The organism is Streptomyces sp. NPDC020192 (assembly GCF_044388685.1).
Classification (GTDB): domain Bacteria; phylum Actinomycetota; class Actinomycetes; order Streptomycetales; family Streptomycetaceae; genus Streptomyces.
In genome coordinates, this window is sequence record NZ_JBIRXG010000003.1 from 251,858 (window position 1) to 266,409 (window position 14,552).

At 71.7% G+C, this 14,552-nt stretch carries 16 protein-coding genes; 10 read left to right on the plus strand and 6 right to left on the minus strand.

The genetic code is table 11. The annotated features are described in order from the left end of the window. Positions 1-5: 5 nt before the first annotated feature. Positions 6-371: a DoxX family protein gene (locus ACH47Z_RS08205; RefSeq protein ID WP_399071817.1), complete on the minus strand. Its 366-nt coding sequence runs from the start codon at positions 369-371 to the stop codon at positions 6-8. Between the two features lie 87 nt (positions 372-458). Between ACH47Z_RS08205 and sigJ the strand changes: the two genes are divergently transcribed. Further along, the gene (gene sigJ / locus ACH47Z_RS08210; RefSeq protein WP_399071819.1) at positions 459-1,391 is read left to right on the plus strand and encodes an RNA polymerase sigma factor SigJ; all 933 of its coding nucleotides are present in this window, start codon (positions 459-461) and stop codon (positions 1,389-1,391) included. Between the two features lie 659 nt (positions 1,392-2,050). Here the strand turns inward: sigJ and ACH47Z_RS08215 are convergent. Continuing rightward, positions 2,051-2,851: a BTAD domain-containing putative transcriptional regulator gene (locus tag ACH47Z_RS08215; protein ID WP_399071821.1), complete on the minus strand. Its 801-nt coding sequence runs from the start codon at positions 2,849-2,851 to the stop codon at positions 2,051-2,053. 388 nt (positions 2,852-3,239) lie between these two features. Between ACH47Z_RS08215 and ACH47Z_RS08220 the strand changes: the two genes are divergently transcribed. The 6 genes from ACH47Z_RS08220 (at position 3,240) to ACH47Z_RS08245 (ending at position 8,885) form a co-directional block, all read left to right on the plus strand. Further along, the gene (locus ACH47Z_RS08220; RefSeq protein WP_399071823.1) at positions 3,240-4,103 is read left to right on the plus strand and encodes an alpha/beta fold hydrolase; all 864 of its coding nucleotides are present in this window, start codon (positions 3,240-3,242) and stop codon (positions 4,101-4,103) included. Beyond that, positions 4,100-5,380 carry an NAD(P)/FAD-dependent oxidoreductase gene (locus tag ACH47Z_RS08225; RefSeq protein WP_399071824.1) on the plus strand — a complete coding sequence of 427 codons (1,281 nt, stop codon included), beginning with the start codon at positions 4,100-4,102 and terminating at the stop codon, positions 5,378-5,380. The genes ACH47Z_RS08220 and ACH47Z_RS08225 overlap by 4 nt, the downstream gene beginning before the upstream one ends. A 162-nt stretch (positions 5,381-5,542) precedes the next feature. After that, a complete protein-coding gene (locus ACH47Z_RS08230) occupies positions 5,543-5,818 on the plus strand; it encodes an acyl carrier protein (RefSeq protein ID WP_399071826.1) in 276 nt (91 codons plus the stop codon). After that, complete coding sequence (locus ACH47Z_RS08235) at positions 5,811-7,034, plus strand: beta-ketoacyl-[acyl-carrier-protein] synthase family protein (RefSeq protein WP_399071828.1); 1,224 nt, start codon at positions 5,811-5,813, stop codon at positions 7,032-7,034. The genes ACH47Z_RS08230 and ACH47Z_RS08235 overlap by 8 nt, the downstream gene beginning before the upstream one ends. Next, a complete protein-coding gene (locus ACH47Z_RS08240; protein WP_399071830.1) occupies positions 7,031-8,173 on the plus strand; it encodes a beta-ketoacyl synthase N-terminal-like domain-containing protein in 1,143 nt (380 codons plus the stop codon). Before ACH47Z_RS08235 ends, ACH47Z_RS08240 begins: the two co-directional genes overlap by 4 nt. Before the next feature lie 100 nt (positions 8,174-8,273). After that, a complete protein-coding gene (locus ACH47Z_RS08245) occupies positions 8,274-8,885 on the plus strand; it encodes an RNA polymerase sigma factor (RefSeq protein ID WP_399071831.1) in 612 nt (203 codons plus the stop codon). A 7-nt stretch (positions 8,886-8,892) separates the two neighbouring features. On the opposite strand, the gene ACH47Z_RS08250 is transcribed toward ACH47Z_RS08245, so the two are convergent. The 4 genes from ACH47Z_RS08250 to ACH47Z_RS08265 all read right to left on the minus strand — a co-directional run bounded on the left by ACH47Z_RS08250 (position 8,893) and on the right by ACH47Z_RS08265 (position 11,297). After that, positions 8,893-9,066: a hypothetical protein gene (locus ACH47Z_RS08250; RefSeq protein WP_399071833.1), complete on the minus strand. Its 174-nt coding sequence runs from the start codon at positions 9,064-9,066 to the stop codon at positions 8,893-8,895. An 11-nt stretch (positions 9,067-9,077) separates the two neighbouring features. Beyond that, positions 9,078-9,785, minus strand: coding sequence for a 4'-phosphopantetheinyl transferase family protein (locus ACH47Z_RS08255; RefSeq protein ID WP_399071835.1), 708 nt, complete (start codon positions 9,783-9,785; stop codon positions 9,078-9,080). Next, positions 9,782-10,528, minus strand: a complete 747-nt coding sequence (fabG, locus tag ACH47Z_RS08260) for a 3-oxoacyl-[acyl-carrier-protein] reductase (protein WP_399071838.1) — start codon at positions 10,526-10,528, stop codon at positions 9,782-9,784. Before fabG ends, ACH47Z_RS08255 begins: the two co-directional genes overlap by 4 nt. Positions 10,529-10,721: 193 nt before the next feature. Continuing rightward, positions 10,722-11,297, minus strand: coding sequence for a TetR/AcrR family transcriptional regulator (locus ACH47Z_RS08265; protein WP_399071840.1), 576 nt, complete (start codon positions 11,295-11,297; stop codon positions 10,722-10,724). A gap of 489 nt (positions 11,298-11,786) precedes the next feature. Between ACH47Z_RS08265 and ACH47Z_RS08270 the strand changes: the two genes are divergently transcribed. Genes ACH47Z_RS08270 through ACH47Z_RS08280 form a run of 3 tightly spaced genes read left to right on the plus strand, consistent with a single transcriptional unit; the run spans position 11,787 to position 14,550 of the window. After that, entirely contained in the window at positions 11,787-12,275 is a 489-nt protein-coding gene (locus ACH47Z_RS08270; protein WP_399071842.1) for an ester cyclase, read from the plus strand. Between the two features lie 45 nt (positions 12,276-12,320). Continuing rightward, a complete protein-coding gene (locus ACH47Z_RS08275; protein WP_399071845.1) occupies positions 12,321-13,385 on the plus strand; it encodes a 3-oxoacyl-[acyl-carrier-protein] synthase III C-terminal domain-containing protein in 1,065 nt (354 codons plus the stop codon). Positions 13,386-13,434: 49 nt separating this feature from the next. Then, positions 13,435-14,550 carry an AMP-binding protein gene (locus ACH47Z_RS08280; RefSeq protein ID WP_399071847.1) on the plus strand — a complete coding sequence of 372 codons (1,116 nt, stop codon included), beginning with the start codon at positions 13,435-13,437 and terminating at the stop codon, positions 14,548-14,550. Positions 14,551-14,552: the final 2 nt, after the last annotated feature.

Below are 14,552 nucleotides of genomic sequence, written 5' to 3' on the forward strand. Positions count from 1 at the left end.
TCCGGTCAGAAACGGCCCCAGGCCACGAAGACGGCCAGGGCGATGTAGAGCAGGTCCACCGGGACGAGGTGGAACTCGTGGCGGCGGATGCGGGTGAGTGCGGCGCCGGTCATGAGCAGGACCAGGCCGGCGGCGGCCACGGGGACCAGGACCGGGGCGATGCCGAGGGCGGCGGGCAGGATCAGGCCCGCCGCGCCGAGGATCTCCAGGGTGCCGATGGCCTTGACGCCGCCGGAGCTGAAGTCCTCGACCCACTCCCCGGCGGCTCCGGCGGCGGCGATCTTCTCCTTCGGCGTGGCCAGCTTGTAGCTGCCGCCGAAGAAGTAGGCGGCGGCCAGCAGTCCGGCGACGATCCACAGAGCGACGTTCATGGGGTTTCTCCCTGCTGGGTGGTTGCCCGTGTGCTGTCGCCCCTCTAAGACAAGAGACCTCGGCGTCCTGTGAAAGGGAGAGATGTGATGCGCGTCACCGTGGGGGCGGACGCCTACGGATACCGGCCGCTGCTGTTCTCGATCGCCTACGGGATGACCGGTTCCGTGGGCGACGCCGAGGATCTCGTGCAGGACGCCTTCCTCGGCCTGACCCGCGCGCGCCGGGCGGGGACGGTGATCGCCGATGTGAAGGCCTATCTGGCCACGGCGGTGACGCGGCTCGGCATCAACCACCTGGGTTCGGCGCGGGTACGCCGGGAGACCTATGTGGGCGACTGGCTGCCCGAGCCGGTCGTCGTGACCGCCGACCGGTCCGCACCGGCCGAGCACGCCGAGCTGTCCGACGCGCTGTCGATGGCGTTCCTGGTGCTGCTGGAGGTCCTGACCCCGGTGGAGCGGGCGGTGTTCGTGCTGCGCGAGGTCTTCGGGTACGGCTACGCGGACGTGGCCGGGATCGTCGGCAAGTCCGAGGCGAACTGCCGGCAGATCTTCGCCCGCGCCCGAAGGCGCGTCGCCCCCGAAGGGCGGCCGGACGGCCCTGCGCCGGTGCTTCCGGTACGGCGGGCCGAGGGTGCGGAGCTGGCCCGCAGGTTCTTCGAGGCCGCCGACAGCGGTGACATGGACGCGCTGCTCGGCATGCTCGCTCCCGACGTGGTGTTCCAGGGCGACGGCGGCGGCAGGGCGCAGGCGTTCGGGACGTCGGTGGCCGAGCCGGGGCGCGTCGTCCGGATGCTCGTCGGCGGCTTCCGCCGGGTCCGGATGCTCGGGGCCGCCTTCCGGCCGGCCCGGGTCAACGGCCGGCCGGGTGCCGTGGCCTACGACGCCGAGGGGCGGGTGGCCAGCGTGGTCGAACTCGACATCGCCGACGGCCGGATCCGGGCGATCCACGCCCTGACCAATCCCGACAAGCTCGTCCACCTCGGCCCGGTCTCCGACATCGGGCTGTTGCCGGGAGGGTGATGCGAACCGGCGTACGGGCGGGGCCGGTAGCCCTGAGGTGACGTAGGAAACAGTTCGGCCGGTGGTCCGTTTCACGGGCCACCGGCCGAACTGATCAGGGTGAGTGAGGGGACTCGAGTACGACCCCGCCGACGGCAGCCCGCTCGCCGGCAGCGGACGTCCCTACCCGCACCCCGTGCTCCCGTGCGGGACAGCCGCCATCGAGGCCGAACGCTGCGGCCCCTACCGCGGCGCCTTCGGCCTGTGCACCGGGTGCGGGCTTCGGGGGTGCGGCCGACGGTGCTGCGCCGGCGGCGACCCCGACCGCGCCCACGAGTCCCGGTGCGCTCCGCGTGCCCGGCCCCTGGAAGTGGGTGTCCTGTCCACACCGCTGTGGCCACGTCGATCAGCCCGAAGTCCGGCCGAGCGTGCTGTACGAACCGGCCCCGCAGACAACCCCGATTGGTCAGCCTGCCCCCAACAGTCGGCGAGGGCCTGCGCGATGGCCGCAAGAGGTCCTACCTCCTGGGCCCTCGGCGGGGCCTTGGGTGGGCGGGCCGGCCGTCCGGCACGGTTCTCCGGACGGGCCGACACGCCGCGCTCCCGTGACACAGAGCCCGCGCACACGCCGACGGATACACCTGCCGGCCACCGCCCCTTCGCGGGCGTGCGTCGGCGCCCTACGCCGTGCGGCGGTCCTGAGCGGTGTTGCCGACGAGATGGGGCGAGCTGTCCGCGTTGAGGATCGCGCGTTGGAGCGCCCGGACCCCGGGGGAGGGCTCGAGGCCGAGTTCGGTCACCATCTGGTGCCGCAGGTTGCGGTAGACCTGCAAGGCCTGGACCCGGCGTCCGACGCGGTACAGCGCGAGCATCAGGTTGGCGTGCAGCTGTTCGTCCGTACGGTCGGCCGCGGCCTGGGCGACCAGCTCGCCCAGCAGCTCGTAGTGCAGGCCCAGGCGCAGCTCCGCGGCCACGCAGCGTGCGTATGCGGCCTTGCGCCGTTCCTCCAGTTCGACCCGGCACCGCTGCAGCAGGGGTCCGGTCTCGATGCTGGACAGCGCCGTGCCCTTCCACAGGGCGAGCGCGCGGCGGAACTGGACGGAGGCCGCCGCGTCGTCACCGGCTGCGGCGGCCCGGTGCCCGCGCTCGGTCAGCCGTTCGAACCCCTCCTGGTCGCTGCTCCAGGTGTGCGGGGTCAGGAGGTAGCCGCCGGGCCTGGTCCTGAGGACGGTCTTGGGATCCATGCCGGGTGCGGCGGCGGTGAGTGTCTCGCGGAGCTTGCTGATGTAGGTGTGAATGGCGGCGTTGGCCGTACGCGGCACGCGGTCGGGCCACAGTTCGCGGATGCAGTCGTCGAGGGCGATGGTCCGTCCCCTCTCGACGACCAGCAGAGCCAGCAACGTGGCGGGTTTGGCCGCGGTGGGCGTGATCCTTCTGCCCGCCACATGGGCGTCGAAAGGTCCAAGTATGGAGATGTTCACAGTTCCCCCGAGTGCTTAGTGGTTACTTACCACTTACTAGAGCCTAGAAATCCGCTCCAGCGGATGTCAACGACCTTTGGTCGAGTCTTGATCATTCTTGATCATGGCCGAACCGCGACACCGTCCGCTTCCTCCCCCCGGGCGGTTTCCCGACACTTGATCCCTTCTTGGCACGGATCGGTCGCACCCCGCCGTGGCCGCGCTCACGGGCGCGCCCGCCAAGCGGAGCTGTCACTTCCGCCAGTGGCTCCAAAGCCGTTCTAAAGCGCCGCTCCACGACCACGCTACGCAGCTCCCTTCCCGGCGACCGTCCTTCGTACGTTCGGCATGTCCGATTCCGTCGGGACGCCCACCCCGGGGCCCCGCTCTAGGAGTGATGCGAGTGTTGATGGCAGACCACGGCCCACCGAACGGTGAGGCATGGCGGCTGGTCACCGAGCGCGCGGTGGGCGGCGAGTCGTTGCGGGTGCTGGAGCGGCCGGCCGTCTCGCCCGGCGCACCGGCTCTTGTGCTGGTGCACGGCTTCGAGGAGAGCCCTGACACCTGGCTGCCGCTGGCCCGGCGGCTCCCCGGGCAACTGCACCTGTATGCCCTGCGGTTGCCCTGGTGCTCAGGTTCCCCGCACCGCTGGGCCGACGAGGGCGGATCGGCTCTCTGGCTGGAGCGGGCCCTCGGCCTGTTGCCGAGCCCGCCGGACGCGATCGTCGCCCACTCGTTCGGCGCCACGACCCTGCTCAACCTGCTCGCCCGCCGCACGGCCGACGCCCAGCCGCCGGCGGTCCTGGTGGCCCCCGTGTACCGGCCGCACGATCGGCCACTGGACCCGGAGTTCTACGCGGAGGCCGTACGGCGGTTCCGCGGCGTGCTCGGCGAGGGCCTGCGCACCCGGCTGGGGCGGCGGGCCGCCACCGTGCCCGCGGACATCCTCCAGGCGATGAGCGGCAAGGTCAGGGAACGCGTGGAACCGCACGGCTTCCTGCAGTTCTACGCCACGCTCGCGCGCGCCGCGGAGCTGCCGCCGTACCGGATCACCTCCCCGGTGCGTCTGGTCAGCGGTCACCACGACCCGTCCGCGCCGCCGGAGGCGGTGCGTGAACTCCTGCGGCGCATCCCCGGCGCCGAGGCCCGGCAGGATCCGTCGTTCGGGCACTTCTGCCAGGTCCAGGCGCCGGACGCGGTGGCGGCGCACATCGTCGAATTCCTCAGCCGGCTCGGTCTGTACGAGCCCGACACGGAGGCAGTCAGCGCATGACCCCGCAGAACCGTTCGTACGACGTCGTCATCAGCGGCGCCAGCATCGCCGGCAGTGCCGCCGCCGTGCTGCTGGCCCGTCGCGGAGCCCGCGTCGCCCTGCTGGAGCGGCGCTCCGACCCCGCCGCACACAAAGTACTGTGCACCCACTACCTCCAGCCGTGCGCCTACCCGGTGCTCGACGAGCTCGGCCTGATCGAGGAGCTGGAGAAGGTGGGCGCGGTGCGCAACGAGGCGCGCTGGTACACCCGTTGGGGCTGGATCGAGCCCAAGGCGGCCCCCGGCGGCCCGGAGCTGCCGTACGCCTACAACGTGCGCCGCAGCACGCTGGACCCGATGCTGCGCCGCCGCGCCGCCGAGACGCCGGGTGTCGACCTGTTGCTCGGGCACACCGTGACCGGGCTGGTGAAGGAGAACGGCCGCGTCGTGGGCGTGCGCGTCACGGGCAAGGAGGAGGGCGAGAGCGAGATCCGCGCCCGGCTCGTCGTCGGCGCCGACGGCAAGGACTCGGCCGTCGCCAAGTTCGCCGGTGTGCCCGGCCACACCTACGACAACGGCCGGTTCAGCTATTTCGCGCACTTCCGGGGCCTGGAGTTGAAGGACGGCATCACCCACTCCTGGTTCCTGGAGCCGGACATGGCCTACGCCATGCCCAACGACGACGGCGTCACCGTGGTCGCGGTGATCCCCGACAAGAAGCGTCTCCCCGCGTTCCGGGAGGATCTGGAGGGCAGCTTCCTGCAGTTCGTCAGGGACCTGCCGCAGGCGCCGCCGATCGACAGCGCGCAGCGGATCGGCAAGGTCACCGGAACCGTCAACTACCCGCTGCACAGCAGGCGTCCGACCGCGCCCGGCGTCGCCCTCATCGGGGACGCCGCCCTGTGCGGCGACCCGCTGTGGGGCGTCGGCTGCGGCTGGGCCCTGCAGTCCGCACAGTGGCTCGCCCAGGCGGCGGGCGACGCGGTGACCGGACGCGGGGACCTCTCGGCCGCCCTCACCGCCTACCGGCGTCGGCACCGCCGGGCCCTGGGCGGGCACCAGCACCTGGCGGCCGACTATGCCAAGAGCCGTCCGTTCAACCCCTTCGAGAGGCTGATGTTCTCGGCCGCGGCCCGCGACGAGGCGATGGCCCGGCACATGCACATGTTCGCCTCCCGCCTCATCGGCCCGCTGCGTTTCCTCAACCCGCTGGCCCTGGCCAAGGCGTCGGTGGTCAACATCCGCCACCGCGGCACGGCCGCGCGGCCGGCGGTGGCCGGCGCGGGCCGGACCCGCTGATTGCGCCACCTGTCCGGCCCACGGTCCGCGACGGCGCCCGGCGCCCCGAACGCGGACCCGGCGGCCGTCCGTGCGCGCTGCCACCGTCGCCAGCCGCACCGCGTGGGCACCGAGCCCGTGCACCGCTTCCGCACATCACCCCTGTCACGAAAGGCATCCGTCATGCCGAGCACCGCTTCCGTTCTCACCGCCGAGCAGGACGAACTCCTCCGCGCGATCGTCATAGAGGTCCTGGAGCTGGAGCCCGAGGAGCTCACCGACACCAGCAGCTTCATCGACGACCACGACGCCGACTCCCTGCTCGCCATCGAGATCCTCGCCAGGATCGAGAAGGACCTCGGCGTCACCATCCCGCAGGACGACCTGACCGAGATGACCAACCTCGACGGCGTGCGCGCCGTGGTGTCCCGAAGCCTGAAGGAGACGCGCGATGTCTGAGCGGGGCGCACGGCGGGTGGTCGTCACCGGCCTCGGCGCGGTGAGCAGCGCGGGGATGGGCGCGGACGAGTTCACGGCGTCCATCCGGTCCGGGCGGCGCACCACCTCCCCCGTACGGGCCTTCGACACGTCCGGGTTCCCGCACGTCCACGCCGGTGAGGTGCACGACTTCGAGCCCCGCCGGTGGCTGGAGCGCATCGACCCCGCGCAGTGGGGGCGCAGCAGCCAGTTCGCGGCCTCGGCCGCCCGGCTCGCGGTCCAGGACGCGGGGCTGTCCGCCGACGAGCTGGCCCGCACCCGGGCCGGCTCGGTGATGGGCACCACCAGCGGCGAGTCCGCCGTGATCGAGGAACTCGTCGACGCCTGGGCGGCCGACGGCCTCAAGTCCCTGCCGCCCGACCTGGTGGGCTCAGTGCCGGCGGGCCGGATCGCCGCCGCCGTCAACAGCGAACTCGGCCTGACCGGGGAGGCGCTGACCCTGGCCACGGCCTGCTCGGCGAGCAACTACGCCCTGGGCTACGCGTTCGACATGGTGGCCTGCGGCGACGCCGAGTACATGCTGGCGGGCGGCGCGGACTCACTGAACCGCTGGGCCCACGCCGGCTTCTACCGGCTCGGCGCCCTGGCGGAGGAGATCTGCCGCCCCTTCGACGCCGACCGCAGCGGCATCCTCACCGCCGAGGGCGGGGTCGCCCTGCTCCTCGAACCGTACGAGCGGGCCGTCGCACGGGGCGCCCGCATCTACGCCGAGGTGCTGGGCTACAGCGTCAACTGCGACGCCGAGCACATGGTGCACCCGGACCCGACGAGCATCGCCGCCTGCATCCGCGCGGCCCACCGCAGCGCCGGGGTCGAGCCCGAGCAGATCGACTACATCTGCGCTCACGGCACCGGTACCCGCACCAACGACGCCACCGAGGTCGCCGCCGTCCGCGAGGTGTTCGGCGACCGGCTCCCGCCGATCAGCTCCATCAAGTCGATGATCGGCCACACCATGGGAGCGGCCAGCGGCTTCGGCGCGCTCATCTGCTGCCGGGCGCTGTACGACGGGTTCCTGCCGCCCACGGCGGGGGTCGAGCGCACCGACCCCGACCTCGGTCCGGGCGTCGATCCGGTGCCCGGCCGGGCGCGTACGGCACGTCCGCGCATCGTGGAGAACCACGGTTTCGCCTTCGGCGGCAACAACGCCATCACGATTCTCGGGAGCGTCGCATGACCTCGGCAGCAGCCGTCCCGGCCCCGGTCGCCACCTTCCCTCGGCTGCCCGCGACCCCGCTCGCCGTCACCGCGGTCGGTGCGGTGAGCGCCGCGGGCATCGGCCTGGACGCGCTCGGACGCGCCGTCGTCGAGGGCATCGCCGGGCACGCCGACCCGGTCGGCCTGAGCGAGGAGACCCTGCCGCCCCGCCCGGCGCGGGTGGTCCCCGAACTGCCCGTGGCCGAACTGATCGGCCGCAAGGGCACCCGGCACCTGGACCGAACGACGAAACTGGCGCTGGTGGCCTGCCGACTGGCGCTCGACGTCCATCCCGGACAGGTCGGTGAGCGCTCCGGCGTCGTCCTGGGCACCAGCACCGGCAGCATCCGCAGCTCCAGCGAGTTCTCCCTGGAGACGCTGCGCCAGGAGCGGCCCTATCTGGTCAACCCCAGCCTCTTCCCCAACACGGTGATGAACTGCGCGGCCGGCCAGATAGCCATCCGGCACGGGCTGCACGGCGTGAACGCCACGATCGCCGGCGGCCACCTCTCCGGCGTCCAGGCCCTCAGGTACGCGCGCAACGCCCTGCGCCAGGGGCACGCCGACCGGATCCTGGTCGGCGGGGTGGAGGAGTTCTGCGCGCAGAGCGCGTGGGGCTGGCATCTCTCCGGTGCGCTCGACGTCGACGTACCCGTCGGCGAGGGAGCGGCGATGCTGATGGTCGAGCAGGAGGCGGAGGCCTCGGCCGCCGGCCGTCCGGTGCTCGCCCGGGTGCTCGCCTGCGAGACCGGATACGGCGCTCCCGGTGGCCTCTCCGACGCACTGGCCTCGGTCGTCGCCGCGGCCCTTGAGCGTTGCGGCCGGCGGCCGGAGGAGGTCGGCGCGGTGTCGTACGGAGCCACCGGGCTGACGGGCCTGGACCGCGTCGAGGAGCGCGCGGTACGGGCGGCCCTCGGCGGCAGGTCACCCGGCCGCGGCGTCCGGGTGAAGGAGACGACCGGTGAGTGCTTCAGCGCCGCCGGGGTCCTGCAGATCGCCGGACTGATCGGGGCGTGGCGGCACACCGCGGCCTCCGAGGGCGAGCTCGCCCTGGTCACCGCCGTGGCCCGGGACGGCAACGTCGGCTGCGCCGTCCTGGAGGCCGGCAGCGTTGGCTGACGCCGTTGTCCCCACGGCTGCCGGACCCGCCCGGTCCGGCAGCCGTCTCGCCGCCCTCGCGGCGGCCTCGTCGCCCGACGGCTGGAAGGAAACCGTTCCCGTGCCGCGCACATCCGCCGCCCCCGCCCCGCGCACCGGCTCCCCTGTCGCTGCCGGCCCCGCAGAACTCGTCGCAGACTGCCTGGCGGGAAGCCAGCGGGCGTGGGCGGCGCTCGTCGAACAGTACTCACCGCTGGTGTGGACGGTGGCTCGCTCGCACCGCCTCGCCCCCTCCGACTGCGAGGAGGTGTACCAGCTGACCTGGCTGCGGGTGTATCAGAGCCTGGCACGGCTGCACTCACCGCACCGCTTTCCCGCCTGGATCACGACCTGCGCCCGGCGGGAGAGCCTCAAGCAGTACCAGAGAACCGGCCGGTACGTGCCGGTCGGCAACGGCTCGGTCCTCGACCGTCCCGCCGCCGACCACGGCCCCGAGGGTGCGTTGCTCTCCCGTGAACGCCGGTCCGAGGTCCTTCTCGCGCTGTCCACGCTGCCGGCCCGCGACCGGGCGCTGCTGACCCTGCTCAGCGCGGACCCCGCTCCCGGTTACGACGAGGTGAGCCGCCGTCTGGGCATTGCCCGCGGCTCCGTCGGACCGCTGCGCGGCCGCGCCCTGCGCCGGCTCGCCGATCGGCTTCAGGCCCGGGGCGTGCTGACCGCCGCGGAAATGTAACGGACCGTCAGGTCTTTGGGGCCGGGGCCGGCCAGCTCGCCACCTCGGTCAGCAGCCGTGGCGGAACCTCCCCGACCGCCTCCCGTACTGCCCCCATCAGCCACGCCTCAGGCCCCGACGAGCCGTCCGGCAGGGGCGAGGTCTCGTCCGGCGGGGTGTCGGGCTTGCGGCTGTGCTGCATCGCGTGTCTCCTCACAGGCGAGTCGTTGTCGCCACCACCGACGGCGAGAGTGTGCTGCTGCGCAGCGTGCGGGGCGCGCCGTCGCGGACGGCCGCGGCGGCGACGAATCCGTCGGGCGCACCGAGGTCGAGCAGCGTCCACGCATCGTCGTACGAGCCGGGCGGGCCGTCCACTCCATGGGCGATGCCCGTGCCGGTCCCCTTCAGATAGGCCTCCTTGCGCACCCACAGTCGCAGGAACGCGTCCGGCCGCTCGGCGTCGGGGAGCTCGTCGAGCGTCCGCCGTTCGCCGGGGTGCAACCACCCGCCGACGATCCGTTCGAGGCCCGGCCGGGCCGGCGCCGTCTCCAGGTCCACTCCCACGGGGGCGGTCGCGAACGCGTAGAGGACGGCGGTTCCGGAATGCGCCATGGAGAACTCCAGGCCGTCACCGCCGCGCAGGCGGGGCCGGCCGTGGCCGTGCCCGCAGCGCGGACACGGCGCGCGCTCGAAGGCCACCTCGCCCGGCCCCGTGCCGAGGTACCGGGCGCAGAGCAGGCGCAGTCCGGCGTGCGCCAGCACGAAGCGGTGCCGGCGTTCCGGCCTGCGCAGCCGTTCGGCGCGCGCGGTCTCGGCCGCGTCCAGCACCGAGCGGGCGCGCCCCGAGGACGCGCCCGGCGGCACCGGAAGCCACCACACGTGCAGCTCGCCGGACAGTGGACGCCCGCGCGCCTGGGTCACAGGGCCACGCCGCCGTCGACCTGGAGGATCTGTCCCGTGATGTAGCCCGCCTTGTCCGACAGCAGGAAGGCGGTGAGGTCGGCGACCTCCTGCGCGGTGCCGAATCGGCGCAGCGGGACCGCGGCGACGGCCTCCTTGCGCGCCTTCTCGCTCAGCCCGTCGGTCATGTCGGTGTCGATGAATCCCGGGGCCACCGCGTTCACCCGGACACCGTGCCGGGCCAGCTCCTTGGCGAGGGTGCGGGTCAGGCTGTTCACCCCGCCCTTGGACGCCGCGTAGTTGGCCTGGGTGGCGTGGCCGTAGACACCGGCCACGGACGAGACATTGACGATGACGCCCTCGCGCCGCTTCAGCATGCCGAAGCCGACGGTGCGGCAGAAATTGAAGGTGCCGGTGAGGTTGGCGTCGATGACCGCCGCCCAGTCCTCCACCGGCATCATCACCAGGTGGCTGTCGCGGACGATGCCCGCGGAGTTCACCAGGCCGTACACGGGCCCGAGTTCGTGCTCGGCCCGCTTGACGAACGTCTCCACGGCCTGGTGGTCCGCGACGTCGCAGGGCGCGTGGAAGCAGGCCGCTCCCTGCGCGCGGACGAGTTCGGCTGTTTCCTCGGCAGCGGCGGACTGGCTGCGGCCGCAGAAGGCGATGTCGTAGCCCTCCGCGGCGAGTTGGACGGCGATGGCGCGTCCGATGCCGCGCGATCCCCCCGAGACGATGACGACTCGGCGCTGGTGGTCCGGCATGACGTCGGCTCCCTCCACATACGGTCTCCCCACGGAGACGGGGCCGCCCACGGCCCCTACGGTCCGGTCACCGGGGGACGTCCCGTCCGGGTGCCGTCCCACCGGCCCTCGTACAGAGGCTGCGGAGGGTGCCGTCGGATACACCGCGGGGGCGGGGATTTTCTGGAGGGCGGAGGGCGAGGGAAGGGCACGCTCACATGTCGGTGCCGCCCAGCGTCCCCAGAGCGGCGAAGACCGAGGTGCCGATGACGGTGTAGGCATCGCTCACCCACTGCTCGTCCGTACCGGTGGAAGAGTCGGCACCGATCATCGTCAGGTTGTTCAGCAGCAGCCCCAGGGCCATGTAGATCTTCATCTGCACCGGCTCCACGCCGGCTCGCTTGGAAAGCTGCTGCCACTGGTCGCCGTAGGCCTCCCGGACGGCCTCGCGCACCTCGTCGTTGGCGCAAGCGGCGAAGGCCTGGACCTGGATCAGCACATCGGGATTGTTCTCCAGGTTTGACCGGTACTGGTTACCCATCGCAATGAGCGCGTTGACCCCGGACAGACCTTCCGCCGCATCCAGCATGCGCACCGTCGACTGGGCAAACGAAATGCGAACGCATTCGGTGAACAAATTGGTCTTGCTGCCGAACAGCCGGAAAACGTAGGGCTGCGTCACACCCGCCGCCTTGGCGATCACATCGACAGGGGTTCCGAAAAGCCCGGTTCGGGAGAACTCCAGCATGGCGATATTCAGAATCTGTGCCCGTCGCTCTGCTGCTGACATGCGGATTCTTTGCATAGTTCAGTGTGGCACACCTCGCCGCCGGGCTCCCCGGCTCGGTGTCGGGTTCCGCGCCGCGTCCGGCTCGGCGGCTCCCCTTGGCGCGATCACGTCGCCGGTTGGATGCTAGCACTAACTAACCTGACCTGCAGGGGCTTCGGGCGGCTCCGTTGATCCCCATGTTTTCCCAGCTCAAGATGCTGTGTGTGGATCTGGCTCGTTTGTATGTGACCACTTACTTAAGGGTTGCGGAGGGTGTCGGGCTGGGCTATGGTCACTCCTGCCGGACGACGCGTCGCCGTTGCTTGCCGACGTTCGCGCGGCCAGGCCGCCCCGATGCGGGCGAGAGGGCCGCCGCCCGTCGCGGAGCGGCCCGGCGTTCACGGGAGGCGTGAGCTGGGGGATGGAAAACCAATTCACCTCTTTCGCCTGTCGAGTCCGACGGCGGCGCGCGGTGATGATTCCGGCCGTCGGTACCGAAGGAGAATGACGATGCGACCGACACCCTCTTTTGCGGGAAATCCGTCGACGGACCTCGGACAGCAGATCTGGGATGCCTGGACCGGTTTATGGAACGGCACCGGCGGCACGGACCCGGCCGAATTCATCGCCGATGATGTCACCGTGCACCTGCCGACGTTCGGGATGCCGCCCTCGACGTCGTTGACGACTCGCGACGACGTTACGCGCTGGATCGAGGGATTCCGGAGCTGCTACAGACCAGGGGCGCGGTTCGCAGCCGAACTCGGGCCGTGGCTCGTCGGTGACACGTTCGTCGTGGCGCGCTGGCGCTTCACCGGGACGTGGCAGGGCGGTGTACCCGCGACGGCCACCGCGGCTCCGGGTACCGAGGTCTCGATCTGCGGCGTCGACATCCTGCGGCTGGAGAAGCGGCGCATCGCCGAGTACTGGCTCAGCGACGACCAGCTCGACCTGTACGGCCAGCTCGGCGCGACGATCCCGGCGGGAGCCCGATCCTGATGCAGAAGAAGATCACCGTCGCCGGCACACGACAGGAGCCGTCGCATGCGGCCGCCGGCTGAGTCGAGCGCCTTCGTGATCGGCAGCGCCGTCGTGCTGCCCGCCGCGGTGGTGTCCGCCGCCGGGGCCGTGCGCGCGGGGCGGATCACCGAGGAGGAGCGCGCACGGCTGGACGTGACGAGCGTGCACGTGGGTGCCGAGCCGGCGCCCGTGCTCGCCGCCGCCGCGGCCCGCGCCGCCGCCGCCGAGGCGGGTGTCGAGCCCGACCGCGTCGGTCACCTTATGCATGCTCACATCTACTACCAGGGCCACGACTTCTGGTCACCCGCGCATTTCATCGCCCACGAAGCCGGGTTCGAGCAGTGCGTTCCGATGTCCGTCGGGCAGATGTGCAACGGCGGCGCCGCGGCGCTCGGCATCGGCATCGAGCGGGTGCGGCGCACGGTCCCGGGCGAGCCGGTCCTGAGCGTGGTGACCACGGCGGACACGTTCGGCGGCACCGGCTTCGACCGGTGGGGCGGTGACTACGACACCGTGTACGGCGACGGCGCCACCTGCGTGATCCTCTCCCCGGAGGCCGACGGCACGCGGGTGCCCAGCCTGCGCCTGGTCGCGTTGGATTCGCGCGCCCGGCCGCAGTTCGAAGCCATGTACCGCGAGGGCGACCCCTTCGGCACCACCCCCCACGCGTTGCGGCCCACCATCGACGTGAAGGCCACCAAACGCGCCTTCTTCGAGCGTTCCGGCGGGACCGCCGCGTTCCGCGACGCCGCCGTGAAGACGATCGGCGAACTCGTCGCCGGCGTCCTCGACACGGCCGGGGTCGGCACCGACGACGTCGCGGCGACGATGCTCCCGCGGCTGAGCCCCAAGGTGCTCGACCTCATGTACCGCGACGCGATCGACCCTCGACTCGTGCCGACGCTGCACTGTGAGCGCGACACGACCGGGCATCTGGGCGCGGGCGACTTCCTCGCGAACCTGGACCACCTGCGGCGCACCGATCTCCTCGCCGACGGGCAGTACGCGCTCGTCGTCGGTGGCGGCGGCGGGTTCACCTGGTCGGCCGCGCTCGTGCAGAAGGTGGGCCCGTCGGCCCCGCGGACCTGACCGCTCACCCCCTCCCCAGCAACACCTTCACACCGTGAAAGGACCCACGATGTCTGTCCCCGGCGCCCGCGACTGGTCGATCCTGGATGTCGACCCGCTGCAGCAGACCGTCACCGATGCCGACGCCTACGTGCGTACGCTCATGCAGTGGCACTTCGGCCCCGAGACGGGGTCGCCCTTCTGGCTGAAGCGCAGGGCCACCCTGGACTTCGACCCCCTCACCGACGTGAAGTCCGTGGAGGATCTCGCGCTGTTCCCCAATGTCGTCGACGAGTTCCGCGACATCGCCGCCGAGGAGCTGGTCCCGCGCGGCCTCGGCGACTCGCCGAAGATCGCGGCCATCTTCGAGAGCGGCGGCACGACGGGCCGGCCCAAGCGGTTCGTCATGTTCGAGGACTGGTTCTCCCGCTACCTGGCCTGGGCGGGCCGCAAGGCCGCGTCGGGCCTCGGCGGATCGGGCATCAACCTGCTGGCCACGACGCCGTCCGGCCCGCACATGATCGGCGAGGTCACCGTCCGGCAGTCGCACGCGCTCGGCGGCAAGCGGTTCACCATCGACATCGACCCGCGGTGGGTCAAGAAGCTCATCGAGCGCGGCCAGACCGACGAGCTACGCGCCTACGTCGACCACCTCGTCGACCAGACCGCCGACATCCTGGCGACCCAGGACATCGGGATGATCCAGACCATTCCGATCCTGCTCACGAAGATCGCCGAACGCCCCGAACTCGTCGAGCTCGTCCGCTCCAAGGTCAAGCGCATCGCCTGGGGCGGGGCGCACATGGATCCGGACACCCGCGCCATCCTGCGCGAGGAGGTGTTCCCCGGCATCCCGATCGTCGGCGGCTACGGCAGCACGACGATCCTCAGCGTCGCGGTGGAACGGAAGGAGGAGCAGCCCTCCGGACTGGCGACCTTCGACCCGTTCTCCCCGTACGTGTTCTTCCGGGTCGTCGACCCCGAGACCGGCCGACCGGTCGCCCACGGCGAGCGCGGCCAGATCGTGATGAACCACATCACCAAGTTCGCTTTCATCCCCAACAACCTGGAACGCGACACCGCGATCCGGGTGCAGGCCGAGGACGGCCACATCGGCGACGCGGTCGCCGACGTCGCGCCGGTGCAGTCGTTCGGCGGCACGACCGTCACCGAAGGGGTCTACTGACG

Bases quoted from the DNA above. Each gene is read 5' to 3' on its own strand.
- ACH47Z_RS08280 (WP_399071847.1), top strand. From the start codon at position 13,435: ATGTCTGTCCCCGGCGCCCGCGACTGGTCGATCCTGGATGTCGACCCG.
- ACH47Z_RS08250 (WP_399071833.1), bottom strand. From the start codon at position 9,066: ATGCAGCACAGCCGCAAGCCCGACACCCCGCCGGACGAGACCTCGCCC.
- ACH47Z_RS08235 (WP_399071828.1), top strand. From the start codon at position 5,811: ATGTCTGAGCGGGGCGCACGGCGGGTGGTCGTCACCGGCCTCGGCGCG.
- ACH47Z_RS08225 (WP_399071824.1), top strand. From the start codon at position 4,100: ATGACCCCGCAGAACCGTTCGTACGACGTCGTCATCAGCGGCGCCAGC.
- ACH47Z_RS08265 (WP_399071840.1), bottom strand. From the start codon at position 11,297: ATGTCAGCAGCAGAGCGACGGGCACAGATTCTGAATATCGCCATGCTG.
- fabG (WP_399071838.1), bottom strand. From the start codon at position 10,528: ATGCCGGACCACCAGCGCCGAGTCGTCATCGTCTCGGGGGGATCGCGC.
- ACH47Z_RS08275 (WP_399071845.1), top strand. From the start codon at position 12,321: ATGCGGCCGCCGGCTGAGTCGAGCGCCTTCGTGATCGGCAGCGCCGTC.
- ACH47Z_RS08240 (WP_399071830.1), top strand. From the start codon at position 7,031: ATGACCTCGGCAGCAGCCGTCCCGGCCCCGGTCGCCACCTTCCCTCGG.
- ACH47Z_RS08270 (WP_399071842.1), top strand. From the start codon at position 11,787: ATGCGACCGACACCCTCTTTTGCGGGAAATCCGTCGACGGACCTCGGA.
- ACH47Z_RS08205 (WP_399071817.1), bottom strand. From the start codon at position 371: ATGAACGTCGCTCTGTGGATCGTCGCCGGACTGCTGGCCGCCGCCTAC.
- sigJ (WP_399071819.1), top strand. From the start codon at position 459: ATGCGCGTCACCGTGGGGGCGGACGCCTACGGATACCGGCCGCTGCTG.
- ACH47Z_RS08220 (WP_399071823.1), top strand. From the start codon at position 3,240: ATGGCAGACCACGGCCCACCGAACGGTGAGGCATGGCGGCTGGTCACC.
- ACH47Z_RS08230 (WP_399071826.1), top strand. From the start codon at position 5,543: ATGCCGAGCACCGCTTCCGTTCTCACCGCCGAGCAGGACGAACTCCTC.